The organism is Pseudoalteromonas sp. SR44-2, assembly GCF_014163745.1.
Classification (GTDB): Bacteria; Pseudomonadota; Gammaproteobacteria; order Enterobacterales; family Alteromonadaceae; genus Pseudoalteromonas; species Pseudoalteromonas distincta.
This window is the reverse complement of record NZ_JACJDW010000002.1, coordinates 133,807-160,281: the sequence shown is the minus strand read 5'-3', so window position 1 is coordinate 160,281 and position 26,475 is coordinate 133,807. Positions and strand designations below refer to the sequence as shown.

The 26,475-nt window shown below is 36.7% G+C and carries 20 protein-coding genes; 11 read left to right on the top strand and 9 right to left on the bottom strand.

The features are described from left to right. Positions 1-79: 79 nt before the first annotated feature. From H5115_RS01980 to H5115_RS01970, 3 genes are read left to right on the top strand one after another with little or no spacing between them, the layout of a single operon-like run. Positions 80-367, top strand: coding sequence for a hypothetical protein (locus H5115_RS01980; RefSeq protein ID WP_024597366.1), 288 nt, complete (start codon positions 80-82; stop codon positions 365-367). Then, the gene (locus H5115_RS01975; RefSeq protein ID WP_182671079.1) at positions 364-1,959 is read left to right on the top strand and encodes a PepSY domain-containing protein; all 1,596 of its coding nucleotides are present in this window, start codon (positions 364-366) and stop codon (positions 1,957-1,959) included. Before H5115_RS01980 ends, H5115_RS01975 begins: the two co-directional genes overlap by 4 nt. Further along, the gene (locus H5115_RS01970; RefSeq protein WP_024597364.1) at positions 1,956-2,201 is read left to right on the top strand and encodes a hypothetical protein; all 246 of its coding nucleotides are present in this window, start codon (positions 1,956-1,958) and stop codon (positions 2,199-2,201) included. Before H5115_RS01975 ends, H5115_RS01970 begins: the two co-directional genes overlap by 4 nt. Positions 2,202-2,210: 9 nt before the next feature. Here H5115_RS01970 and H5115_RS01965 read toward each other — a convergent pair whose 3' ends face one another. Beyond that, positions 2,211-3,047, bottom strand: coding sequence for a patatin family protein (locus H5115_RS01965; RefSeq protein WP_182671080.1), 837 nt, complete (start codon positions 3,045-3,047; stop codon positions 2,211-2,213). A gap of 167 nt (positions 3,048-3,214) precedes the next feature. On the opposite strand from H5115_RS01965, the gene H5115_RS01960 reads away from it, so the two are divergent. Beyond that, on the top strand, positions 3,215-4,087 hold the full coding sequence (locus H5115_RS01960) for an SMP-30/gluconolactonase/LRE family protein (protein ID WP_182753356.1): 873 nt from the start codon (positions 3,215-3,217) through the stop codon (positions 4,085-4,087). Positions 4,088-4,325: 238 nt separating this feature from the next. Here the strand turns inward: H5115_RS01960 and H5115_RS01955 are convergent, their stop codons facing one another. Then, the gene (locus tag H5115_RS01955; protein ID WP_182753355.1) at positions 4,326-5,765 is read right to left on the bottom strand and encodes a diguanylate cyclase domain-containing protein; all 1,440 of its coding nucleotides are present in this window, start codon (positions 5,763-5,765) and stop codon (positions 4,326-4,328) included. Between the two features lie 197 nt (positions 5,766-5,962). On the opposite strand from H5115_RS01955, the gene H5115_RS01950 reads away from it, so the two are divergent. Further along, positions 5,963-6,856 carry a cation diffusion facilitator family transporter gene (locus H5115_RS01950; RefSeq protein ID WP_002960617.1) on the top strand — a complete coding sequence of 298 codons (894 nt, stop codon included), beginning with the start codon at positions 5,963-5,965 and terminating at the stop codon, positions 6,854-6,856. 69 nt (positions 6,857-6,925) lie between these two features. Here H5115_RS01950 and H5115_RS01945 read toward each other — a convergent pair whose 3' ends face one another. Continuing rightward, positions 6,926-11,425 carry an EAL domain-containing protein gene (locus tag H5115_RS01945; RefSeq protein ID WP_182753354.1) on the bottom strand — a complete coding sequence of 1,500 codons (4,500 nt, stop codon included), beginning with the start codon at positions 11,423-11,425 and terminating at the stop codon, positions 6,926-6,928. A 166-nt stretch (positions 11,426-11,591) separates the two neighbouring features. On the opposite strand from H5115_RS01945, the gene H5115_RS01940 reads away from it, so the two are divergent. The 3 genes from H5115_RS01940 (at position 11,592) to H5115_RS01930 (ending at position 14,238) form a co-directional block, all read left to right on the top strand. Further along, positions 11,592-12,143 carry an isochorismatase family protein gene (locus H5115_RS01940; protein ID WP_182753353.1) on the top strand — a complete coding sequence of 184 codons (552 nt, stop codon included), beginning with the start codon at positions 11,592-11,594 and terminating at the stop codon, positions 12,141-12,143. Between the two features lie 120 nt (positions 12,144-12,263). After that, complete coding sequence (locus tag H5115_RS01935) at positions 12,264-13,730, top strand: methyl-accepting chemotaxis protein (RefSeq protein ID WP_182753352.1); 1,467 nt, start codon at positions 12,264-12,266, stop codon at positions 13,728-13,730. Further along, positions 13,714-14,238 (top strand): DUF6436 domain-containing protein, encoded by a 525-nt coding sequence (locus H5115_RS01930; RefSeq protein WP_182753350.1) that lies wholly within the window; start codon positions 13,714-13,716, stop codon positions 14,236-14,238. The genes H5115_RS01935 and H5115_RS01930 overlap by 17 nt, the downstream gene beginning before the upstream one ends. 61 nt (positions 14,239-14,299) lie before the next feature. On the opposite strand, the gene H5115_RS01925 is transcribed toward H5115_RS01930, so the two are convergent. Continuing rightward, complete coding sequence (locus H5115_RS01925) at positions 14,300-14,857, bottom strand: TMEM165/GDT1 family protein (protein WP_024597356.1); 558 nt, start codon at positions 14,855-14,857, stop codon at positions 14,300-14,302. Positions 14,858-15,199: 342 nt separating this feature from the next. On the opposite strand from H5115_RS01925, the gene H5115_RS01920 reads away from it, so the two are divergent. Continuing rightward, positions 15,200-15,394 (top strand): (2Fe-2S)-binding protein, encoded by a 195-nt coding sequence (locus H5115_RS01920; RefSeq protein ID WP_002960627.1) that lies wholly within the window; start codon positions 15,200-15,202, stop codon positions 15,392-15,394. Positions 15,395-15,460: 66 nt separating this feature from the next. On the opposite strand, the gene bfr (H5115_RS01915) is transcribed toward H5115_RS01920, so the two are convergent. The 5 genes from bfr (H5115_RS01915) to H5115_RS01895 form a co-directional block, all read right to left on the bottom strand. Further along, positions 15,461-15,925 carry a bacterioferritin gene (gene bfr, locus H5115_RS01915; protein WP_002958984.1) on the bottom strand — a complete coding sequence of 155 codons (465 nt, stop codon included), beginning with the start codon at positions 15,923-15,925 and terminating at the stop codon, positions 15,461-15,463. Positions 15,926-15,937: 12 nt separating this feature from the next. Next, positions 15,938-16,408, bottom strand: a complete 471-nt coding sequence (gene bfr, locus H5115_RS01910; RefSeq protein ID WP_002958985.1) for a bacterioferritin — start codon at positions 16,406-16,408, stop codon at positions 15,938-15,940. A 272-nt stretch (positions 16,409-16,680) separates the two neighbouring features. Then, positions 16,681-18,816 (bottom strand): TonB-dependent receptor, encoded by a 2,136-nt coding sequence (locus H5115_RS01905; protein ID WP_182753349.1) that lies wholly within the window; start codon positions 18,814-18,816, stop codon positions 16,681-16,683. A gap of 72 nt (positions 18,817-18,888) precedes the next feature. After that, a complete protein-coding gene (locus H5115_RS01900; protein ID WP_182753347.1) occupies positions 18,889-19,959 on the bottom strand; it encodes a PepSY domain-containing protein in 1,071 nt (356 codons plus the stop codon). 103 nt (positions 19,960-20,062) lie between these two features. Further along, complete coding sequence (locus H5115_RS01895; protein ID WP_182753345.1) at positions 20,063-20,941, bottom strand: cation diffusion facilitator family transporter; 879 nt, start codon at positions 20,939-20,941, stop codon at positions 20,063-20,065. A gap of 251 nt (positions 20,942-21,192) precedes the next feature. Here H5115_RS01895 and H5115_RS01890 point away from each other — a divergent pair, with 251 nt between their 5' ends. Both H5115_RS01890 and H5115_RS01885 read left to right on the top strand, forming a co-directional pair. Then, the gene (locus H5115_RS01890; protein ID WP_182753343.1) at positions 21,193-25,956 is read left to right on the top strand and encodes a PAS domain-containing protein; all 4,764 of its coding nucleotides are present in this window, start codon (positions 21,193-21,195) and stop codon (positions 25,954-25,956) included. A 12-nt stretch (positions 25,957-25,968) separates the two neighbouring features. After that, complete coding sequence (locus H5115_RS01885) at positions 25,969-26,451, top strand: GNAT family N-acetyltransferase (RefSeq protein WP_002958990.1); 483 nt, start codon at positions 25,969-25,971, stop codon at positions 26,449-26,451. The last annotated feature ends 24 nt before the right edge of the window (positions 26,452-26,475 follow it).

Here is a 26,475-nt window from a genome sequence, read left to right as displayed (position 1 = left end):
AAATGCACAATATAATAACAATTGTTATCATTTGCATATGCTGTTTTGTATATGTTTGGGCAAATTTAATGAGCGAATAATGAATAATAAAAAAACGTTTACAGCTACACGGCGAAGGCACCTAATTGCATGTGTGTTAGCGCTAATTACTGCGGTAATAATGATTCCGGGTATGACAACTTATTTACCGTTTCAAATGAATGAACAAATATTACTGCCTATTTTACTCTTTCCTGTTATTTGGACTGCGTTGTTTATTTATGCGTATTTGGCGCAAAAGGTATGGCAACCGTTTGTTGTAATGATTGCACTGTGTGTATTACATGGTTTATTGAGTTTTTGGGCGTTAACGCAGGGGCAGGGATGAAGTCGATTACTTTAAAAAAGCTATTTTTATTACATAGCTGGGTAGGAATTATTACTGCTGTACTGCTATTTATTGTTGCATTTAGTGGGGCGTTAGCAGTTCTGTCGCGACCTGAGTTAAAAATATGGGCAAATCCAGAGCTACAATCTAGCCAACACGTTGCCAGCGCGCAAATTAATCGACTAGTAAACGAATACCATAAACAGGTGCCTAGTGAATTTGGTGAAAACATTCATGTGTTTTTACCAAGTGGACATAACTTTCATTTATTAACGTTGGTATTTGAATCCCATCATGGCGATGAAAACTATGACCAAGAGGTGGCCAGAGTATTCCAGTTTCATCCGGATACTTTGGCGCTGGAAAATACTTACTATGGGCCTAGTAAAGAGTTTTACGCTAATAAAAAAACAGATGCGCCAACCTACATAGGTGAGTTTCATGCAGATTTGCATTTAGGGCGACCAATTGGGTTAATTCTCACTGGTTTTTTAGGTTTAACACTTTTAGTAAGTGCAGTTACAGGCTTGTTTATTCATCGTAAATTGATAAAAGAGCTCTTTACGTTTAGGCGAGATAAAGGATTAGATATTGCAGTGAGCGATGCTCATAAGGTCATAGGTATTTGGGGCAGCGTATTTAATATTGTAATTGGTTTTACAGGATCATTTTTAGGGCTTGCGACCGTTATTTTATTACCAGCTGCTGCGTTTGTGAGCTTTGGTGGCGATCAAGATAAGTTAATAGAAACGTTTACCGCAATTCCTGAGCCGGTAGTTAGCCACATTAAGCAACCTACAAAAATAGACACTATTTTAGACAATGTTCATAGTCGTTACCCTGAAGCAATAATTAGGGATGTCACAATAATGGCGCATAACGATGCGAATGCGCAGGTGTATTTGCGTTTGTTAGGTGGCGAGGCAGTTGCTTCTCAATTACTGCATTATAAAGGCAATGGTGAGTTTGTGCAGTCGATGAGTAGTTTTGGTGATATTTCCGGTGTTTCGATAAAAGTAATTGAGTTGATGTTTCCGCTGCATTTTGGGAACTTTGCAGGGGTGTTTGTAAAATTACTTTGGGTATTGCTTGGCTTAAGTACTGCGCTTTTACCTATTTCGGGCATGATGATGTGGCTAGCAAAGCGTACACGTGGCAGTAGCCCGTCGCTGAGTGTGCAGGCATATGCACGCTGGAATCGTTTTATTATTGGTAGTTGTGGAGGCTTGGTATTAGCAAGCTTTGTGTTATTTCCTTTGCAAGTTGTACTTAATTATACCGTTATTGGTGTGGCGCAAAATAGCTTTTTTGGACCCGTGTTTTTTTATACGTGGTTGGCATGGTTACTCTCAAGTGTATTGCCTGTAGGTTATAAAAACTATTTTAAGCTGACTCTTTTGCTATGCGGCGCTTCGCTTGCTTTGGTGCTGCCGCTCAATATTATATTTGGCGTGAGCAATGTTATTAACCTTAATAGCTCGCTTGCCGCGATAGTAGATATAAGCTTTATGGTGGTGGGTATCGCGTGTATTTTTGGTGCCTTAAAAATAAAAAACACACAAAAATTACAAGCAGAGGTACAACCCGCATGAACGAACTACTAATTATAATTGCCATGGTAAGTCTATTATTAATGATGCTCAATATACGCAAAAACACACTCACAATACCTACTAAAGCTTTTTTAAGTACACTGCTATTTAGTTTAGCGCTGATATGCTTTATGAGTGTTTATGGTATTTTAGGCGGTGCAATATGCACCGTTGTAGGAGCTATGTTAGCAGGGTTACTAACTGCAGTTATTGCGGGTAAAGCGCCGCAATTATTAGGGTGAAAAATGCAGTTATTTAGCTAAAAAGGCCTTAGCAGCATCAATCCCCATATTGTAACCACTATTAAGTATTTCAAACTTTTTAGTGGTTCGGCCAACTTTAAAATTAGCTGGTGGAGCAATAATATTGATTTTGCAGTCATTTGGTGGATTCATAATAAAATCGATAGACTTATTATAAAAATTAGCCCTATCTAAGGTCGCTTGAACTAATGCAGGATAGTTTTTATACATTTTTTTAGTAAGCCAAGGTGCCTTACTTGGCTTTTTACGATAGCCTAAACATTGAGACAAAATAACAGTTATTTCGCGAGCGCCCATTTCGTACGCTTTTATTACCGGAATTGAATCCGCAACTCCGCCGTCTGTCATCGCTATGCCATTAATAATAGGGTAGTCACGGTATGCAATAGGTATAGCGCACGATGCTTTTAATTGATCCACCATATCGTCGCTGGTGGCTTTTAAATAGTGTGCTTTGCCCGACTCGATTGCCGTAGATACAATATAAAATTCGTGTGGAGTTTGTTCAAATACCTCTGTATGAAGGCGTATTTCGCGAATAGTTTCTTGCCATAACCAGTCTAAATCAAATAAATGACCACCTTTAATAAAGCGCGCTAAATTAATGAATTCAGGACGACATGAATAGTCGGTAATTACTTTATAATTTCGCATTGGTTGTTTGCATAAAAATGCGGCTATATTAGTTGCTCCAGCTGAAACACCAAAATAGCGTTCAAATGGCTGGTATTGCTGTTTTAAAAACTCATCAAGCACACCAGCGGCAAATATACCGCGCATTGCACCGCCTTCAACGACGAGTGTGTTTTTATTATTGTTGTTCATGGCCAATCCTTTTTATGAAATTTGATGTTATCAACTCAGTCTAAAAAATGCGATAGAGATTACTGAAGATGATAAAAAATTAAAGCCGGGTACACATCGCGAAACTCACTGCTTTCTGGTAAGGTTTAGTATTACAAGGCTTTGTTAATAATAAAGAATAACTACTTATGTTTGATCCTAGCGTAACCATTTTTGAAAGCACACAGAGTCAGCTTGCAGAAAGTCCTCTTTGGCATCCTATGCTGAACACTTTTTTTTGGGTCGATATAAATAAAAAATTACTTTTAAGCAAAAATATACACAGCAAAAGCCAACTAAAAACCGTGAATATGCCCGATACGCTCAGTGCAATAGCGTGGATTGATGAGCAGCACTTATTGCTAGGTACAAGTACTGGATTATACAAATACCATATTAATTCAAGCACTCGCCATCTTATCCTTAGTATTGAAAATACACAGCTAAATCGACGTTCAAACGACGGCCGTGCTGATCCATGGGGTGGCTTTTGGTTAAGTACAATGGATGTAAATGCTAAAAAAGGGGATGGTAAAATATACCGTTATTATAAAAACCAGCTTAAAGCCGTTGTAAGTGGTTTGAGTATCCCAAATGGATTGTGTTTTGATAAGTCCCGTTTACGCGGTTATTACTGCGACTCTTTAACGAGTTGCATTTATGTATTAGATCTGGATGAGAAAACTGGCGAACCTTGCGCTGAGCCACGTGTTTTTTATCAATTTAATAATACTGATGTTGACCCCGATGGCTGCGTAACCGATAAATTAGGCAATTTGTGGCTAGCTGTTTGGGGAATGGGATGTGTTATGTGTTTATCCCCAAGCGGTGAGCTAATTAAAACAATAGAGCTTTGTGCATTAAAACCGACGTGCACCGCCTTCGGTGGTGAAAATGCTGAGTTACTACTTGTGACATCGGCATTTGATGAAGCGATTAATAATACTGTTGGTGAACAAGGCGCTGTATTTCAGATCTCCGGTATAAAAAAAGGGCAGTTTGAGCCGCCCGTTTTACTGTAACTTGTAATTTACAGTGATGATTAGCTTTTAGGCGTAACCCACATAACACCCACTTCTTTTTTAGTTACTAAAACCTCAGTACCGGCGATAATTGGTTGCTCACTTTTGAGCCTTACTTAGCTTACTACGCGTAAATCACTGAGTAGTTGGATTGTTTATAATTTCAGGTGTATGGATTATCACTACAGCAAACTTTAAAGCACTAAAACTCACTGCAGTGCGCCACCTTAGTCGGTTTTTAAAAACTAGCTATTTTATTTCTACCTGTTTCTTTTGCGTTATAAAGGGCTATGTCGGCGTTAGTTATAACCTCTTTGGGTTTTGTTTTGTGATTGGGTATGAAACTATAAAACCCAATGCTTAAAGTGAGGTATTTACTGACAGTTGAAAAGTTATGTTCAATTGCAAGTTCTGCGATTTTTTCCTGAATAAGAACAGCAAACCTTTGACAGTGTTCTGTGTCGACTGCAGGTAAAACTATCGCAAATTCTTCCCCCCCGAAACGAGCTGCTAGATCACCTTCCCGTTTACAAATATTGTGTAGCGCTTTGGCCACTCGCTTTAGCACTTCATCGCCAAGCTGATGCCCATAGTTATCGTTATAACGCTTAAAAAAATCAATATCACACATAATTAAACTAATGGGTTCCTTATTACGTGCACAGCGCTTAATTTCGCATTTTAAAGTCTGATCAAAACAACGCCTATTAGCAATGTTTGTAAGGCCATCAGTATTGACTTGTTTATTGAGTTTTTGGTTGGCGTTAATGAGTTGCTGCTGAGTTTGTTGAAGCTCTTGCTTATAATTTAAATTTTTGAAAGCATTAGCAAGCATTTCACCTACTAACCTTAGGCGAATAAGGTCTAAATCTGTCCAGTCTCGCTTTTGAATAACACAATCACAGCCAATAAAGCCAACCAGTTCTTTGTCATAGCGTAAACCAATGCAAAGTACCGATTTTATTTCTTGTCGCTGGAAAATCGTTTTTTCGCTCATTGCTTGAATGGGGAGCAACGATACATCATTCACTCTGAATAAGTGGGTACGGGCCATCGAACTAAAAAAATAAGGGAGGTCGCTTTTTAAAAGGTTTTGTAAGTCGTCTTTAAAAGCTTTGATACCATCATTGACCCATTCGTGAGTGTTATTAATAGTTTTACCATCTTCGGAAAACTTAAAAAGATAACTTCTATCGGCATTGCAAACCGTACCGACTGCTTTTAATGCATAGTTGATATGCTTATCAACATCGTCATTTTGAATATCAATTAAGTCAGTTGAGATGTTCGATATAATATTATCAAAATCATATTGTTCATCCACGTTGTTATTTAATATATCGATAATAATAATGGAGTTTGAATTAGGTAAATTTGCAAATTTTACGTTGAGTAGCAATTTGGATGATTGTTTCGATAAAATAAACTGGCATTGGTTATTTGCCGTAAAATAATCAAAGAATAGTTCCTCGAAAAACAGATCTTTTTTATTGTGATGATTGGTTAAAGTGATGTGTGAAAAATCAGTTTTATAAAAATGTGATTGGTCTTTTAAGTCAAACAAGTCCTGTGCCTGGCTGTTAACTTTAAATATATCTTCATTGGCATTATAAAGTAATACACAAAACGGCAATAACTCCAAGTTTTGCCATGCTTCTTCTGATAGGTTATTACTCACTCAACTCTCCATGTGTTCAAGCCATAATTAAATTCTTTTTCTTTACTAACTATTAGCACATTTTTTTTGATTTACTAAGTTTTTAGTGCGTTTGCGGGCAGTACGTATTATAATTGATACTGTATATCATTACCCATTTCTACTCTAAGCCATCTTTGGCTTATTTGCATTTTAAGTATAGGTTATTCAAGCATTTCATGACAGAAATCACTACACACCAAGCTTCTCGTCGTCGGTTACTCATTGCGCTAGCAATTACGTGTTCGTTTATGGTAATTCAGGTTATAGGTGCTTATTATTCTAATTCGCTTGCGGTTCTTGCTGATGCGGGGCATTTGTTTGTTCACAATAGCTCGTTATTCATCGCACTGATAGCATCAAGTCTCGCTATTCATTTTGCCAAAACCTATAACGATGGCCATCAACGAGCAGAGCTTTTTGGTGGCCTAGTGAACGGGTTTTTATACCTAGCAATCAGTTTAATTATTTTGTATGAAGGTGGTGAGCGCTATATACACCAACATGAAGGAAATGAGCTGGCTATCAATAGTTATTTAATGTCGGTTATTGCTGCTATTGGTTTTTTATTTCATGGGGCTGCTGCATGGGTTTTATATAAAGGCCGCAAAGCGAGTATTAATGTGTACGCGGTATTTTTACATTCATTCTTTGATCTGATTTCTACCGTATCGACATTTGTTGCCGGTATTCTTATATATTTCACAGGCTGGGTTGTAATCGATATTTTATCGAGTATGTTAATTGCTTCTTTCGTATTATTCACCGGTATTAAGGTCATAATTAGTTGTATAAAAGGTTTACGCCTAAATAAAGCGAAACTTCCTAAAGTTACTGATATTGAAAGTAAAATTACAGATATGGAACATGTTCATAATGTCCATAACGTCACTGTAACGCGCAAATATAATGGTATTGTAGTAGGCGCACACGTTGTCCTTAAACAACATTGTACGATTGAAAAACATGATGAAGCGTGTCGTATGAAGGTAGAGCAATTATTAGCCGAAAAATTTAATGTACGTAATAGTGTATTACAAATCGAAAGCCATGAATGCCATCATATCCATTAATAGCATCTAATTAATATAAAAGCGTGTAATAATGATTAGCACGCTTTTAATGTTTCAAATCAAATCAAATCAAATCAAATCAATGATATTGCTAAAACAATCGCTTTTACGTAAGTCTTTAGCATTCATTGGTTTTGCAAAGTAATAACCCTGTAATACATGGCAGCCAACCTCGGCTAAAAAGAGCATCTGTTCGCGCATTTCTACTCCTTCTGCAATGCAGTATAGATCTAAGTTTTCTGCCAATGAAAAAATAGTTTTAATAATTGATTCATCTCCCTTATCTATACCAATACTATTTACAAAGCTTTGATCTATCTTAATAACATTAATAGGGAATTGGCTTAAGTAGGTGAGTGATGAGTATCCTGTACCAAAATCGTCAAGCAGTAATTTAAACCCAGCAGCTTTTAGGTTTTGCAGCTGTTTGGCTGCTTTAAGCTTATCTTCTAATAAAATACTCTCTGTTATTTCGAGCCTTAATTGTCTTGGATGAACTTGAGAGTCCGCTAATATAGCCATTAACCGCTGTGTTATGTTTGTTTTTAAAATGTGTTTAGGCGATAAGTTTAAAGATATATAAAACAACGGGTTTTCGCTGAGTATAGGTGCAAGTTCAATTAGTGAACGGTGCAAGGCTTGCTCAGTAAGAAGTTCTATTAAACCGGTTTCCTCAGCTACAGGAATAAAAAGAGCTGGAGATATTAACTGGCCTTCATTTTTCCAGCGCATGAGTAACTCCACGCCATTTATTGTTTTCTCTTCTATGTCGATAATAGGCTGGTAGTGATTAAAAAATCGGTTGTCTTTTACTGCATCTTTTAAATCATTTTCAAGCAGTAACTTTTGTTTTATTAGCTCATTCATTTCATCGCTAAAAAACTTAAAGTCGTTTCTCCCGCCTTGCTTAGCGTGCATCATTGCAACATCGGCATTACGGATGAGTATATCTGTGGTTACAGCATCGAATGGGTACAGAGCTACGCCAATACTTGCTGAAATATTAATAGAAAAGTCTTCAATAATTACTTTATTAGCTAATTCATTACTAATTTTTCTTACGGTATCGCGAAGAGATTGGAGTGATTTTATATTTTGAATCAGCACTAAAAATTCATCACCACTTTGGCGGCCAAGTATAGCGTCTTCGCTAAGCATGCCGCTTACTCTTTGGGTAATATTACATAACAACTTGTCACCTACTGCATGACCAAAAGAGTCATTAACAGGTTTGAACTTATCTAAATCAATAAATAATAATGCGCATTGGGTATTGTTTTTATCGGCATATTTAATCGCCTTTTCAATGTTTTGATACATTAAACTACGATTAGGTAGATGTGTTAGAGGGTCAAAATTAGCCAAATAGCGCAGTTCGTTTTCAGCACGTTTTTGTTCAGTTAAATCTGTAATAACAATCACATAGTAACTTGCAGTGTCTTTTGTTACAGCTGTGGCACTTATATGTATTGGGTGTTCGTTATTTCTTGCTGTTCTTATATAAACATCACTTTGCCAGTTTTCAGTTGGTTTTAATTTTTTTAAAATATTAGCAAACTCTCTGCACTTATCTTTACCAATTGCTTTAATAAACAATTTAGGGCTAATTTTGGTGGCCGTTTGCTCGTTTGAAAATGTTTCAATAAAACTATTGTTCGCAGAAAATGGCATTAAACGCTTATCGAGTATAAGTAACCAATCGTTTATTTGGCTAAACGCTTCACCTAAAATTTTTGCTTGCTGCTCATTAGCTCGTTGCTCGGTGATATTGGTATATATGCCAGAAACATATAGAGGCTCATTTGTTTGAGGATCGTATATAACTTGCCCTGTATCTTGATACCAGAGCCAATGGCCATTTTTATGCTGTAAACGGTAAGTTGCTTGCCAGTTTTGTTGTTTTTTGTACTTGAAGTAGTTTTCCCATTGGTTTTCAAAACGACGTCGATCGTCTGGGTGTATAAGCGCTAAAAATTGATCTATATGCACGCGTTCAGGTAAGTCTGTATAGCCTAATTCACTTCCTCTGAGCGTATTTACGGAAGCGTCTTTAAAGTTATAATCCCATACGCCGCTTTTATTATTTTTAAGCGCGAGTTCTGTTTGCTTTTGCGAATGAATAGTCGCTCTATGGGCTTGTTCAATTGCAACTTGGCGGCTGCGGTATTGCCAAAAAATGAAAAACAACACGGCAATTATTAAAACTACATAGGCGACAATAGCAAAGGGCGACTTCCATGGTGCGTAGGCCACGTTGATATTAAGTGTTGCAGGTTCGCTTGTAACAATACCATCGCGATTATGTGCTGATATTTTTAGTGAGTAATTACCAGGTTGAAGCTTTGTGAAAAACACTTGATTAGATTGTAAATCTTCATATGTAAGAGACGCAGGCCCTGAAAGGATTACTTTATAATATGCTTTATCAATATTAGGGTAAGAGAAGTTAGAAAAGCTAACCGTCAATCCCATGTCTTCATAATTTAATTCAAGTGGTTTGCTAAGGTATTTATGAGGATTGTAATTGAGTTCGCTAGTAAGGAGGCTAATATCAGTAATGGCTAGATTACTTTTTTGTAGTTGTTCATCTTCATTAAAGTCTATCGGGTCAAGAAGTAAGGCTCCAGCATTGCTACCGAACATAAGCCTGCCATCGCTTAGTGTTGCTGCCGCTATTGGTGTAAATTGGTTTATATTCAAACCGTCTTTTACTGAAAAACTCACTACATTGAGAGTATCTAGGTCTATTTGATACAGACCATTGTCGGTACTTGCCCATAAAAAGCCGTTTTCATCAGGAAGTAGTGAATAGATAGAATCAGTATTAAACGAATTTTTTAATCCTATATAGTGCTTTCTTTCATAAGTAACAGGGTCAACGCCGAGCAAACCTTCGTGAGTGGTTGCTAACCATAAAATGTTTCGTTTTGAGTCTAAGTAAAAGTTTTCTACAGTGTAAAAAATATCTTCTTTAGGATTAAAAGACTGAAATATAGTCGTTAAAGTTTTCGTTTTTTCGTTGTACCTTAGGAAGCTTTTTGATGTGCCAAGTACAAACTCTTCAGGATGTGTGTCGAGGTGTTTATAAAAAGCGTAAGAAAATAAAGGATCGACTTGCTCTTTGAGTCCCTTAATAATTCTTGTTTTTCCTGTTGTTTCATTAAAAACATAAAAATTATCATCCGACATAAATGCATATGTGTCTGCAGATAACTGGGCAAAGCCAAATAAGTTGGATTGGTTAATTACATCTTTTTCTGTGTCTTTATTTTCAATAATTTTACCCGTTTGTTTATCAAACAGTTTAAAACCATCGAAAGTAACAAGCCAAAGGAATTGATTATCACCAATTGAAGACGCAAAAATATCATAAACGGCAGATGCCCCGTATATTGCTTTTGAGTCGGTTGAGCTTAGGTATACATCACTTTTATTTGTTGCTTTGTCGTACCGTGCAATTCCATCTTCTGTTCCTAACCAAATAATATTATTTTTGTCTTGGTAGGTGGCATGAACAGTATTGTTACCGGGTAAAGTAATGTGTTTAAACCGTCGGGTTTTAATTGGCCATGTAAACACGCCCTGGGTCCTAGATGCGAGCCAAAGTACGCCGGACTTATCAACCATTAGATCGTTTATTGAGTTTTCATTAATATTAAACTTACTTTTTTCATAATTTAATACGAATTCTAGTTCTTTGGTTTCGCGGTGATAACTGAACAATCCACTTTCGGTTGCTACAAACTCCCCGTAAACAGTATTGGCATAATCCCATATATTATAATCAGGAATTAAAGTTGTAATATTTGCTGCAGATATATTTTTGGTATTATCGAATGTTAATTGATACATGCCTTCAACAGTACCAACAAGTAATCCTAATTCATTATCAACACTTAAGAATTTGACGTTTACATTATCTATCGTATTTTTTTCAGGGGGATGAAGAGGTATTTTTCCAAGTTCTGAATTATCTATATTTGCAGTGTATAAACCATCATTTGTACCAATATATAAAGTGTTTTTATATATTGTTAATGACCGAATGTAGTCACCTTTATTTGGCAGGATTAGCTTAAATGTGAAGCGTTTACTCGTCTCATCAAATGTATATATTTGGGCATCTATGGCGAAGTAAAAAGTACCTTGTTGCTGAGTCATTGCAGAGATCGGAGAGAACATTTTTTGTTCTTTATCTATTTGACCAGAATAGATTTTTTCGGTTTTTAAAGTGAGGGGATCTATTATATAGGCACCAGAAAGATCTGTTGAGACAATGATTTTTCCGTCTTCGGCTTTAAATAATGCATAAATATAGTGTTTATCTAGGCCAAAGCCGCCACTAAAAGTTTTTACATTATATCCATCAAAACGGTTTAAACCCTGTTGGGTTGCTATCCAAATATAACCAATATCATCCTCTTGAGTCTGCAAAACGTAACTTTGTGATAGGCCTTCGTCAGTAGAAATTCGTTGTAATTGCTGAGCATAGTTTTGTGATGCAAAAGTGCTTTGGATGCATAGTAAAAAAGTAATGGTGATATGAAAAAAAAATTTGCTCAAACGCACTTATAAACACTCTCAGTGGAAGATAGGATGATGCTTAGCTAGATAGTAAATATAGCATAAGTTTTTATTTTTTAATTACAAATAATATACATAACGCTAAAAGTTCTATTTTTAAATAGTGAGCTACTCTATACAGATAATAGTAAATGCTTAGAAGGAGAGTATATTGGTTTTCTCTAATGTTGATGCAAAAAACAGCGTGTTATTAGTTATAGACTTACAAGAGTTGCTTGCTCCTGTAATTAAAGATTTTCCGAATATTTTAAAAAGCACATTGCAGTTAGCTCAAGCGGGTATTATTCATGGCGTTCCATGTTTAGTAACGGAGCAATATGTGAAAGGTTTGGGCGAGACTAATCAGCAAATTAAAAATACGTTATCTAATGCCACGTATTTTCATAAAACGTACTTTAGTGCGTGTGCAGAGCCTGGTTTTGTTGATACGTTAAATAGCCATGGTAAAAAGCAAGTTGTTGTTGTGGGAACTGAAGCACATGTGTGTGTTTTACAAACATGCTTAGATTTAATAGAAAATGACTTTGAAGTTATTATTGTTTACGACGGAGTTGGTTCGAGAAACCCGCAACATAAAAATTTGGCGATTGAGCAGCTACGTCAAGCTGGAGCTGTAATTTCATGCGCTGAAATAGTAATTTTTCAATGGACAAAAAAAGCTGCAACGCCTACGTTTAAGAAAATACTGCCTATAATTAAGTAAGGCTTTGAACATTTTTATATAACGTGGATGATATTTATTAGGAGAATTGCTCCAATTTAGGTGTTGTGACGTACATATATTAATGTGTTTAATACACTACAAATTTTATTAAAGGGTTTTATGTCTAGTGTCACTCGGTTATTTATCATAATTTTTAGTCTTCTATTTGTTGAATCCATAGGGATTGGTTTGTATTTTGGGACGTTAACCCAAGCATTTATTGTTGGACTACCACTTTGTTTACTCCCTATCTGGTTACTTAAAACACAGCCAGATAACCCTATCACTGCACATGTAGTTGCAGCTGCAATAATGATGTTTTCTTTTTTACATATTCAGCAGGCTTTTGGGTTAATCGAAGTACATTTTGAAATATTTATCTTAATGGCTGTACTTATAATGTTTGTACAGTGGCGAGTGTTTATTACCGCTATTATTTTTGTAGCGGTACATCATTTATCTTTTTATTATTTACAAACTCAAAATACGGGTTTTTACGTATTTGACCCTGATAGACTCGCTTTTACTACGGTGCTAATTCATGCTGGATACGCAATAGTTGAAGTATTAGTTGCAGGCTATATTGCAAAAACGCTGCAACGGGAACGTCGTGCGGGCTTATCTTTAAGTTATGCGACAGAACAAATAATGAAAGATCCTGAAAACATTAAACTCTCTCTTCGCGCGGATGACACTAAAAGCGAAGCTGTAGCAGGATTTAACACATTACTAGATTACTTATCTGATGTTATTAAACAGGTACAAACTCAATCAGAATCATTGCAAAAAAACTCACAAGAGCTTATTGATGTTCACGATCAGTTAGCGAGTGGAGCGTTTCAACGTACGCAACAAACCGATGATATTGCTAATTCTGGCGCTCAAGTTGCCAATGGCTTTAAACTTGTAGAAGAAGAAAGTGAGGTGCTTAAGCGCCAAGTTGACCATATTACACAATCTGCAGGTGATGCATTAAAAGAAGTGCTTCAAACAGACGCTAAAAGTAGAGAGTTGTTAACACTGCTTAATCATACCGAAGAAAAAATAAATCACTTAGTGGCAGCTGGCGATGTTATTTCAGGGCTTCTTAATGAAATATCAGGTATTGCTGAGCAAACAAACCTACTTGCTTTAAATGCCGCTATTGAAGCTGCCCGCGCAGGCGAACACGGTCGAGGTTTTGCTGTTGTTGCTGATGAGGTAAGATCTTTGGCTAACCACAGTAAAGCAACAACAGATAAAATTAGTCTTACATTAAAAGATCTTGTTAATAATAGTAAAACGTCAACGCAATCAATGAGTCAGTGTGTGAGTTTTGTAGTTGATTTAACAAGTATTAGTGCTGCAATGAAAGAAAATATTTCAGCAATGAGCGAGCAAATAGCCGCAGTATCTTCAAGCTCTGACTCAGTTGCACAAGTTGTAGCGGAGCAGGCAGGTAATACCGAGTTAATAGCAAGCAGTACTGATACTATGCGCCAAAATCAGTACCAAGATACGCAAATAGTGCAGCAGTTAACCGCTAAGGTGCAGTTAATCGATGTAAGTATTGATGTATTAGAGCAAAGCATTGCCAAGTTTAAATAAATCTAACTCTCTTGTATTTTCGCTTATAGCTATATGGCTTGTTTGTGTTGTTGCAGGGTTAGTTTATTTTCAGTTAGAGCAACTTAAACCGTTTGATAGCTCAAAAGTTTTATTGCAAAAGCACTGGTTTAATAACTTTAAAAAGCAATTGGACTGGGTTGACACTAATGAAGCGTCGTTAGTGCTCATAACAGAAAAAAAATGCGGGTGCACCATACAGGCTAAGCCGCATATTTCATCGTTAAGCTCATTTGCTGCCAATAAAGCTATGAAGGTTGTACAAGTTGAATTAACACCAAAGCTTAAACACGTTATTCCGGCAACGCCTGCCGCCGTTATTATTAATAAAAACGGTGAGTTTGTTTATGCCGGTCCGCTCTCTGAAGGATTAGCGTGTGCCCAAGGAAGTGGCTTTGTTGAAACTGCGGTCACTAATTTAGCTGCAGGTTTTAATTCCAACCTTTTAATTACGCAAACCAAGGGGTGTTACTGTGTAAACAATGCATAAATAACGTGCAGAAAAAATTAAAGCTCGCACCTGAATTAACAGGTTCGAGCTTTAATATTGATTAAATTGTAACTAAGCCATAAATACCTAATGACACAAACACACAAGCAGCAATAGCACGTACGGTGTTTAGAGATATTCTTTTTAGTAATGCATTACCAGCATATATAACAGGCACGTTAGCAATTAGCATACCTAACGTGGTTCCTACCGTTACCCAAAACACAGACTGATATTGTGCGCCTAGCAACACTGTCGCTATTTGTGTTTTATCACCAATTTCTGCAATAAAAAATAATACAAAAGCGACTAAAAAAGCCCCGTAGCTATCGTATTTACTACTTACATCTTCGTCTTTATCTGGAACTAATAGCCAAAGGCCAACAACAATAAAGCTGATGTTTACAAGCCAAGGTAAATATTCAGAAGAAAAACTATTGCTTAACCACTGCCCAAACCACGCTGATAGGCCATGATTGAGTAAGGTTGCGGCTAAAATACCAAGAATAAGTGCGCCTTTATTACGAAAACGTGCAGCTAACAGGAGTGATAAAAGCTGGGTTTTATCGCCAATTTCGGCAAGTGTAACAGTGACGGTTGAGGTTAAAAAAACTTCCATTATTGATTCTTACAGGCGGGAATACTAAACCAAGGCAAACAACTATCTCCCGCCATGAGGATAGTGTCTACCTAGGTCTCGCCGATAACGCTTGCTACAACATTACAAACTTACCATGCACATGAGGTGCAATTATGTTGATAAGTTTACTCATTACTGAGCGGGCTACTCCCCTAAGAGGCGGCCATTATTCCATAACTTTATTTTTAGGTAAATATAGTTAAGAGAACAAATACCATATTCTAATAAATAATTTATATTTATTAGTGAAGAAGCTATTGATAACAATTGTCGTTTAGATTAGTATGCATCTATTGATTGTAATTAACACGGTTTGTATTGATGTATATTTGTCTTTGTCACGGTGTGACTGATAAAAAAATTGAGCAAACAATTGACGATGGTGCAACGACCATGCGTGAATTAACTAAAGAGCTTAAAGTAGGCAGCCAATGCGGTAAGTGTTGTGGTTGTACTAAAAAGATCCTTAATCGCAGACTTATTCAAATTGCGGATGTAACGGATCAAGTTGCTTAATTACATATAAAAATTTAGATATAAAAAAAGCAGCTTTTTAGCTGCTTTTTTTATGCTTGTTACTATTTACAGTTGAGACTGCAAGTAGTTTTTAATACCCGTATTTTTAATAAGCAATTGTTGAGTTTCTAACCAATCAATTTGCTCTTCTTGTTCATTTAAAATGTGATCAAGGGCTTCACGGGTAATGTAATCTTTTTTACTTTCAGCCAGTTTAACGGCACTTCGTAACTCGTCAATAGTATCGAGTTCAAAACTCATGTTAGCAGCAATCATTTCTTCGCTGTTTTCACCAATACGTAATCGGCCTAGGTCTTGAAGATTTGGTAAGCCTTCTAAAAACAAAATACGTTCAATTAAACGATCAGCGTTTTTCATTTTTTGAATTGATACTTTGTAGTCTGCTTTATCAAGCTGTGTAAAGCCAAAATCTTTAAACATACGTGCATGTAAAAAGTATTGGTTAATACCAACAAGCTCATTAGCGAGTACTTTATTAAGCGCTGCAATAACGTCTTTATCGCCTTTCATAATATGCTCCTACTAAGCCATTTGTGCTTGATGATAATTTTCAGAACCAATTTTATCAATTAGACCAAGTTGTTGCTCTAACCAGTAAACATGATCTTCTTCGGTATCAAATAACAGCTTTTCTAAAATGCTACGAGATTGATAATCTTGTTGTTCTTCACATATTGCGATGACGTCTTTAACACACGCAACTACTTCAAGCTCTAGTGTTAAATCGTTTTGCATCATGCTTTTTACATCGTTACCGATAAGTAAATCACGGCGCTTAGTCATATTTGGTACACCTTCTAAAAACAAGATGCGCTTAATAAGCCAGTCTGCGTGATCTTTTTCTTCTTCCATTTCGTGGTTAAGGCGCTCGTATAGTTTGTTTAAACCCCAGTCGTCATACATGCGCGAGTGTATAAAATACTGATCGATTGCTGCTAATTCGTTAGCTAACAATGTATTAAACGCATCGATTACTTTTTGATTACCTTTCATGATAAATCGCCTCAACTATTTCAATTGTATGCAGTGTAGTACATATAGCCTATATTGCAAGTTTTCTCTATAAAAATCATTGCGTTACTATTGGTTTTGATTCTTATTTAAGTTTGCGTTACTGCTTGGTTTATGGACAGTTTTTTATTTGTATTAGTATCTGAGAATGATTACTAGAGGTATTTATAAACAATAAGTAGAGATACTGCTTTTCATATTATCTTTTTAAATAAATAGGCATGCTGATGCCTATTTATTGAGTCTATTACTAATTAAAACTGGTATTTAGCACCTAGGGTAGCCGTTGTGCCTAATCCTTTGATGTTATAGCCGCCGTAAGTGTAAGATTGTGCGCGGGCAGGGTAGTAATCGCTATTGAACAGGTTTTCGATACCAAAATAGCCACTCCAGCTGGCGTTAACATTGTATTGGCCACTTAAGTTAAATGTGTTGTAGCTACTAACAGGGCCTTGATCGCCAGAGTATTGGCCCTGTGCATTTTTATCAAAACGCTTTCTGTCGCCTACATATAAAAAACTCATTGCAAGTGATAAATTTTCGTTGGTTTGCCATGTTAAATTAGCAGTGGCTTTCGGCGGGCTGATTTGTTTTGCCCCTAAATATTCATCCGCTTCGGTGTTTTTACCTTCTACGTAGCTATATGTAGCACTTAATTTAAGATCTTGATTAATAGTATAATTAACTAAACCTTCGTAACCCCATATTTCTTGCGGTGCGCGTACGGGTTCGTAAACACCCGTTACTTCGTTAAATTCATTACTGGTGCCAAGCTCTGAAGTACTTCTGTACAGTGCAAATTCAAAACGAACGTTTTCAAACTGTGAAGTAAAACCAACTTCGTAGTTGTCAATTATAGAGGCTTGTGTCTGAATAAGTGCAATATCGTCAACGGTTGCAGCGCGAAGTAAGCGCCCAATATCAGAAATATCAGATCCCTGTGAATAACTAAAAAATGGGCTGAATGCATCTGTTAAATTGTATTTTATGCCTGCATTATACGTTGTAGCGTCATAGTTTATGGTATCACCACGCACATTTAATGGGACTGAGCATTGCGAAGGGGTTCTACACAGTTTTAATGTTTGGTAATCACTTACGCTCAAATCAATACTTTCGTTTCTTACACCTGCTTTTACAATAATATCGTCGTTTATTACCCATTTTGTTTGTAAAAAACCAGCAACACTTTCCATATCCATTTCTGGTACCCACACACGGCCATCCACCAAAGGTTGTGATGTTTTATCGTTTAAGGCATCAATGCCGTAGATTAGGGTGGCTGCTACGCTCTCAAAATCAAACTGGCTATTAAATGTAGCCCTTGCACCTTGCTTTTCTGATTTAATAACGGACTGACCACCGGTATAGCCTTCATCGAGGTTAGCTAGGTTAGTGGAGAAAAAGAATACGTTTTCTATATCTTGTTTATAAAGATCGAGGGTCATTTGTGTGTTTTCAAACAACGCGTAGTCAACATATTTTAGAGTAATATTAACGTTGCCATCGGGTCCTTGCGGCTTACCTTGCTTTTGTAGTTCTTTAGGTACGTGAATAGCGTATGTTTTTTCCCCTATATTGCCATCGCCAGTAATATCACCTAAGTCAGTTTTTTGCTGTGAGCTGTAAAAGTTATAGCTAAACTGCAATTGCTTTTCGTCGTCAAAATCGTAACTTAGTTTAGTAAAGTAATTTTGAGTTTCAGAGTCTGATAAACCGTATTGTAAGCCTAAAATATCGCCCTGTGCATCGCGTTGCACGCCGTTTTCTTCATAGCTTGCCGTTAACAGGTAGCTTAATTTATCGATCTTGCCGTTTACTGCGGCGGATACTCTACCGCCGCCACTTTCTGCTAATTTAACAGCGCTAAAGCGGCTTGAAATACTTATTTCACCTTCAGGCTTACCATCACTGCGAGCCTGTTTTGTTATGTAGTTAATAATGCCACCTGAAGCACCATTACCATAAATAGAAGTCGCGCCTTTTATAACTTCAATGCGCGCTATGGCACTTGCATCAAGTGTTTTTATGCCTAAAGAGCCGTTACGAAGAGGGGTTGATTGCGGTACACCATCAATCATTATTAAAGGCGCACGGCCACGTAGCGTTTGTCCTGAATTACTTGAACTGCCTGTATCTGGGGCAAGCCCTGGAACCATTTGCGCGAGTAAACTTCCCAATTCTGAGCTTACTTTTAAATGCTGTTGTATTTGTTGCTGATTAATAACGGTGATAGATGCAGGTACTTCGTCAATGCTTTCTGATATACGGCTGCCTGAAACAATGACATGCTCAAATTGATCAGAACTGTATTCATTTTTATTATTTTCATTTGCTAACGTGTTAGTACTTATTGCAACAGCAATAAGGCAAAGCGAAGTTTTTAACATGGGGTGTCTTAGTTGATAATAATTTACGTAATGGTAATTATTATCAACCAATGACACAAGTGTTAATGAGATTTATTTCCATTTATGGCGTTTTAACCAAAAATATACACCGGCTACAATAAAAAATGCGAGTGAAAGGGCTATTAATAACCATAAAAACTGCACGATAGGACCTGCAAAATCACCAATGTGAAACTTATATTTGAAGTTCCATGCTTGTGTTGTGAAGTTTGTTTTACTGGCGTCAAATGAGTTTAATACTTTACCCGTAAATGGGTTAGTCCAAACCCAGCTGTAAGCGTGGCTTTCGCCAGGGTTTTGCATTCTCAGTGCAATTGCTTCGTCACCCTTTTTAGGTAAGTAAACTCTATATAATTTACCGTCTGGAAATACGTTCTCTGCATTTTTAATTGCTTGATTGTAGTTTAAAGCAGCTTGAGAAGGGGTTATTACTTTTGGTGCTTTAGGTCTTTGTTCTACCTTGTTTAAGGTCACAAATTCTAATACCGATTGAGTTTGTATTTTCCAGTTAAATGCCATACCAGTAAAGGCAATCAGCATAAGTGGTATAAAAAAGTAAACACCAAGTACTGTATGTAATTGATACATGAGCACTCTAAATTTGGCTTTTGGTTTTATAGCTAAACGTTTAACTCTGTTTTTGGGCTTTACCCATAAGTAAAAGCCCAGTAATACATTTATTAAAAGTAGCAATGCACACACCGACATCCAATTTCGAAAGGTTTTCTCACCTTTACTGTTTTCAAACAACAGCCAACGATGTAATCCCATAGCAAACCCATAAATCGTATCGGTTGATTCATAGACGTTTAGTACACTCCCAGAGTAGGGGTTAACACTGGCGTAGCGTTTATTGGCTAACCGAAATTGCCATGCTGCGTTTGGCGCTTGTTCGGGCATAAAAAAGGTGATTTTTTGCTTAGTTTGAGCTTGTACATTTTGTATAAGTTCATCGTAATACATTAAGTTTTTTTGGGGTGTTACTTGCCATTTTGCAGGCTCTATTAGGTGCTGTATGTCTTTTGCATAAATCATAACAGCACCGGTTAGGCTCACTATTAATAAAAATAGTCCGCTAATAAGGGCAAGGCCTAAATGAATTCTACGTAACCAAAGTTTCAAAAACGGTATCTCATTATGAGTTAATGACAATATTGTAAATGATAATACGAGCTGTTTTCAATTAAATAAGTTGTGTATTTGGTTTAGCTTGTTATTAAGAACATTAAATTAGGCTTTTATTTGTAATAGATTGGATTTCTATTATGCAATTTTCGATTTTAAAATTGTGGTGCAAAAAACTTTTAACTGCGGCTAAATCAATTACGTGCTGGGTGCTAATAATAAGCTCGCAATAATTTTCTTTATCATCTAGTTGCCAAAGCTTAATGCTCATTACCGATTCGATATTAAATTCATTACTAATAGCATGTGATATTGCATCTGTATCAACGTTGCTAGGCGCTGCTTGCATTAAAATTTTGCAGCTTTGCTTTAATAGTAAAATGCCATGATAAATTACATAAAGAGAAATAAGCACAGTGGCAATTAAATCAACGATATACCACTGGTATAAAATAATTAAGGTGCCTGCAATAATAACAACAATAGATGCCATTGCATCTGATACGTTATGAATAAAGGCCGCTTTTATATTTATACTGTGATTTGCGCCAGCTCGGTAGGTTAAAAATGCGGTTGCTAAATCAATTACCAACGCTATTGCTGCCACCCACACAACTATCCAACCATTAATTGGTTGAGGGTTTAAATAGCTCGAAATGGCTTCAAAAATTAAATACACACCAATTAATATCAATGTACTGCTATTAAAAAGTGTGGCAAGTATTTCAGCGCGTTTATAGCCAAAATGATGAGTGGTGTCAGCAGGTTTATTACCAATTTTACGTGCAACGAGCGCGATAAATATAGCGGCAGCATCACTTAAATTATGAAGTGCATCGGCTATAAGTGACAAACTGCCCGAAAATACCCCGCCAATAACTTGGGCTACGGTTAGCAATACATTAATAACCACAGCGACGGTTAGCTGTTTATCGCTCTGGTTTTCGTCTACATGACTATGTGAGTGATCGTGCGCCATAATGACCTCAAATGTATTAATTGAATATTGCTTATATCATGGCTGGTTTAAAACCGCTACAGATGTGGTAGCGTCAATAAATCTAATTATAAGTTAGTAATAAAGGCGTATATTTTAAAAAGTGTGAATTTAATATTGTAACGCTAAACACCCATTTTTTAAGGAGTTTACCGCTCAAAACTTGCGTCTTTATATATTTAGTGCATTAATGTAAGTAATATTAAATGATTATAAGTTGCTGGATATTAAGCATGCACAAAGGTTTAAACTTTGGTGAATTAACAGGTAAAGGACAGTCTGTTCGAAGTAAGTTAATTATAACCTTTATAATTATAGCCTTAGGGCCACTTTGTATACTTACTTGGTTTAGCCTTGGACATGTAAATAGCACGCTTAAGCAAAATGCAGACGCTGAACTTAACGAGCTTAATAATATAGGTAAGCAATTTGCTGATATTTGGTTTGCAGAGCATGTTAAGGATCTATATTTGCTTAGGGCGCAGTTTGATATTAGCCCGACTAAAAAACAACAATTAATAGCGCAATTTGTTGAGCAGTACGACTTTGTTAATAATGTAGAACTTATTGATGTAAACCTCGTTAAATCACTACCTTCATCACCCTTTTTTAATATTATTAAAGATCAACGTTTTAATAACATACTCTCTGGTATTAAAAATACAGGTAAAATCCAATTTCAGTCAATGACAGTCTCAGGGCGTGAGTATCATATTATTGGCTTACCGTTAGTAAATACCGAAAATAAGCTACAAGCCATATTGCTCGCAGATATAAATTTAAACGGCTTATTAAATAATCTAAGTAAAATACACGCTGCAAATAAAGACATAACATTTTATGTTATGCATAATAATAAAATTCAAAAAAATAATAATTCAGAAGATTCTCAACCATTATTTTTCTCTCAAAACGGCTCCCCAACGCAACGTGTTTTTTCTTACAGTAATAAAAATGAAGAGACTTTATACGGGTATATTGATTCTCTAGAGTTTGTAAATGAATCTGGATGGCAGTTACTTGTAACAAAACCAAAAGAAGTTGCACTACAAGGCGCTAATTTTTATAAACAGCTTGCTTTATTAACAAATGCGGGGGCATTGCTGCTTATATTAACGTCATCGTGGTGGTTTGGGCGTCGACTTTCTAGACCTTTAATTAACTTAGCTAAAATTGTTGAAAGTATTACAAAAGGAGACAAGGTAAAAGTCCCTGTAATAAACGACAGTATTGAGTTTCACCAGCTTTCATTGGGTTTACGTAATTTAGTAGCCGTAAAAGAAGAGCAACAAAGTATATTACAAAAGCAACGCTCTGCACTTCAAATTGCATTAAAACAGTTAGCCGAGCAAAAAAGTGCATTAGATGAACACGCTATTGTTGCTGTAACTGATTTGCATGGCACCATCACTTTTGTAAATAAGAAATTTTGTGAGATTAGTGGCTACGATGAACACGAATTAATAGGTCAAAACCATCGCCTTTTAAATTCAGGAAAACACGAAAAAGCATTTTTTAAAAATATGTATAAAACGCTTAAACGTGGTGATATATGGAACGGGCAAATATGCAATAAAGCTAAGCATGGTGGCATATATTGGGTAGATACGACGATTGCACCATTTTTAGATGAAAATGGAAAACCGCAAAACTATATTGCTATTCGTAATGACATTACAGCCCTTAAAGTACAAGAGCTAGAGCTTGAGCAACACAAAACACAGTTACAGTTAGTGATAGACTCAACAGCTGTGGGTATTTGGGATTGGTATATTGATACAAATAAAGTGACGTTTAATAACCGCTGGGCCGAGATAATAGGTTACAAACTCAGTGAGATTGAGCCTTGTACTATAGATACTTGGTATACATATGCTCACCCAGACGACTTAGTGATATCAAATAAAAAACTTCAAGAGCACTTTGCCGGTGAGACTGACTATTTTGTTAGTGAAGCCCGCATGAAGCATAAAAATGGACATTGGATTTGGGTACTCGATACTGCAAAAGTAGTTGAGTGGAATACCGATGGCTCTCCAAAACGTATGATAGGTACGCATTTAGATATATCAGAACGAAAATCTACAGAGCTTGAGCTGCAAGGAAGCCGCGATAGGTTTGCATCTTTGGTATCAAATATCCCTGGCATTATTTATCGATGTAAGTTTGATAATAAATTAAGCATGCTTTATATGAGCGAGCAAGCGAGTGAAATAACAGGTTATTCACCTGATGAGTTGATAAATGATGAATCCCCCAGCTTTTTTGATTTGATATGCGAAGACGATTCTAAAAAAATAAAAGATGAAATTCTACGTTGTGTTAGTGCAAAACAGTCATGGTCTGTTGAGTATAGGATTACAGCCCGCGATGGCTCCTTACATTGGGTAAATGAAAAAGGCCAAGCCATTTACGCAGATGATGGCAGCATATTGTATTTAGATGGGTTTATTTTAGATATTACAGAGCGTTACAATACACAGTTAAAAATAAATCGTCAGCAAAGCCTACTTGAATCAATGAGTAAGCAAGGACAGATTGGCGCATGGGAGATGGACTTAGATGCGCATACACTTTATTGGTCTGATGAAGTTAAAGTTATTCACGAAGTACCAGAGGGCTTTGAACCGAGCATAGATACCGCAATTAACTTTTATAAACCAGGCATACACCGAGATACTATAAGTACCTTATTTGAGTGCGCAGTGACTTTAGGTGAAAGCTGGAGTGTAGAGCTTATTATTTTGACCTATTCTGGGCAAGAGCGTTGGGTTAAATCGATGGGCCAAGCCGAGCTTAAAGACGGTAAATGTGTACGTGTGTTTGGTTCATTTCAAAGTATTGATGCGCATAAACGTCTTGAACTTGAGAGCGAAAAAGCAAATCGTTATAACAAAAATTTAGCCGCGCTTACAGTCGCACCTGAAGTGCAAAATAGTGATGTCGAACAGGTTAAAAAGCTAGCCGTTAAATCTATGTGTGAAGTGCTAAATGTTACACGAGCTTCGATATGGATCTTTAACGAAAAACGAGATGTGATGACGTGTCATTGCTTATATATAAATGGTCAAGGGTTTGTAGATACCGACGCTATTTTAACTGCTAAAGACTACCCAGCTTATTTTAATGCTATTTATAAACATAATTTAGTGGCTATTGATGATGTTTATACTCACTCAGCAACTGTTGATTTTATAGAAGCGTATACAAAGCCATTAAATATTAAATCGATGCTTGATGCAGTAATAGCAACTGGTGATGGTAATTTAGGTATTTTGTGCGCTGAAACGGTAGGCGAACATCACAATTGGACGCAAAGTGAAGAAACGTATCTTCGCTCATTAGCTACTTTAGTGGGAAGCACTTTAGTTTCTCAAAAACGAAAAGTAATTAGTGAGGAGCTAAAAGTAGCACTTGTAAAAGCTGAAGATGCAGCCATTGCTAAGAGCCAATTTTTAGCAACCATGAGCCATGAAATTAGAACGCCAATGAATGGCGTACTCGGTATGCTAGAGCTTGTTCAATTAGAGTCGTTATCTAAACCAATAGAAACAAAAGTAGATATAGCCAAAAAAAGTGCACATTCTTTATTGGGTGTAATTAATGATATTTTAGATTTCTCTAAAGCTGAAGCAGGTAAAATCGAGCTTGAAGAGATTAACTTTAATGGACGTGATTTAATTGGAGAAGTTGCTGCTGCACAAGCATTTACAGCTCAAGACAAAGGTATTGAAATTATTTTGGATCTGGTAGCGCTAGAGCCTTCGCAGTTATGCGGCGATCCTGGGCGCATTCGCCAAGTTATTACTAATTTATTAAGCAACGCCGTTAAGTTTACGAGTCAAGGCGAGGTTGTTGTAAGCGCGAAAATTAATAAAGTAGCTCAAGGTATAGAGTTTGTTGTAAGTATAAAGGACTCAGGCATAGGAATTAGTTTAGAAAAACAAGAGCAATTATTTACCCCTTTCTCTCAAGTCGATGCATCAACAACGCGTGAATATGGAGGCAGTGGCTTAGGGCTGGCTATTTGTAAGCAGCTTTGTGAACTAATGGGGGGAGCTATCTCTCTCACTAGCGAAGCCGGTAAAGGGAGTACTTTTACTGCCACTATAATGCTGACTCCGGGAGATCAAAAAGAACGTTATATTCCTAATATTAATATGGAAGAGCTAACCGTTTTGGTTGTTGATGATAACGAGACAAATCGAATTGTAATTTCACAGCAGCTTGAGCATTGGGGCGCTAAAGTTGCGCTTGCATGTGACGCACGCGAAGCTCTTGATATGTGCGCGCAGCAGTATAAAAGTAACAATTGTATGTATGATATTGCAGTGCTTGATATGCAAATGCCAGGAATGGATGGTATAGAGCTGTGTAAAGCACTAAAAGCACATGAACATTATAAATCAATGCCACTTGTAATGATGACCAGTATTGCTGGTATGGAAGGTGCGCAGCGCTATTCTAATGCAGGCTTTCAGGCATATTTCCCCAAACCTGTAACCACTGCCGATTTAATTTCTGCACTGTCAGTCATAACAAGTAATGATTCAGATGAGACACTCCCACTTGTTACTTCAGGCTATATTTCCTCTCTTAAAAAAGAAAAGGTGCAGGAACCTACCCAAATATTACTTGTAGAAGATAATCCAATTAATCGGCAAGTGGCTACATTAATGCTCAAAAAGCTTAATTGTGACGTTACAATTGCCGAAAATGGTCAATTAGCGATAGATATATTGGAGTCTCACGATTCTGGTTTCTTTAAGCTCGTTCTTATGGATTGCCAGATGCCTGTTATGGATGGCTTTGCTGCAACTGCAGCTATACGTAAAGGTATGGCGGGTATACAACACAAAAACATTAGGATCATTGCTATTACGGCTAACGCAATGGACTCTGATAAAGAGCGTTGTATAACCGCTGGAATGGATGACTACTTGAGCAAACCGATTCAATTAGATATTTTAAAAGATAAATTAGAGCAGTATATTTAAGGTAAAAATACAATGAGCCAACCCGTTATAATACGTGATGCAAAACCAAGTGATGCAAAAACAATTTTGCACTTTATTACCGAACTTGCCATATATGAAAAAGAACCGGATGCAGTAAAAACAGACGAGCAGGCTATTTTAGATACGCTGTTTAGCGATGGTGCTACTGCGCACAGCATAATTTGTTTAGAAGGTGATGAGCCAATTGGTTTTGCGGTCTATTTTTATAATTACTCTACATGGTTAGGTAAAAATGGCCTATACCTTGAAGATTTATACGTAAGCCCAGATAGCCGTGGCAATGGTGCAGGTAAAGCCATTATGAAGCACTTAGCTAATAAGGCGATTAGTAATGACTGTGGTCGTTTTGAATGGGTAGTGCTTGATTGGAATAAACCCGCTATCGATTTTTACAATAGCATTGGTGCAAAGCCGCAAAACGAATGGATAATATATCGCTTAACGGGGCAGGAATTACTAGACTTTGCTAAATAGTTAATGAAAATCATTTGCATTTAG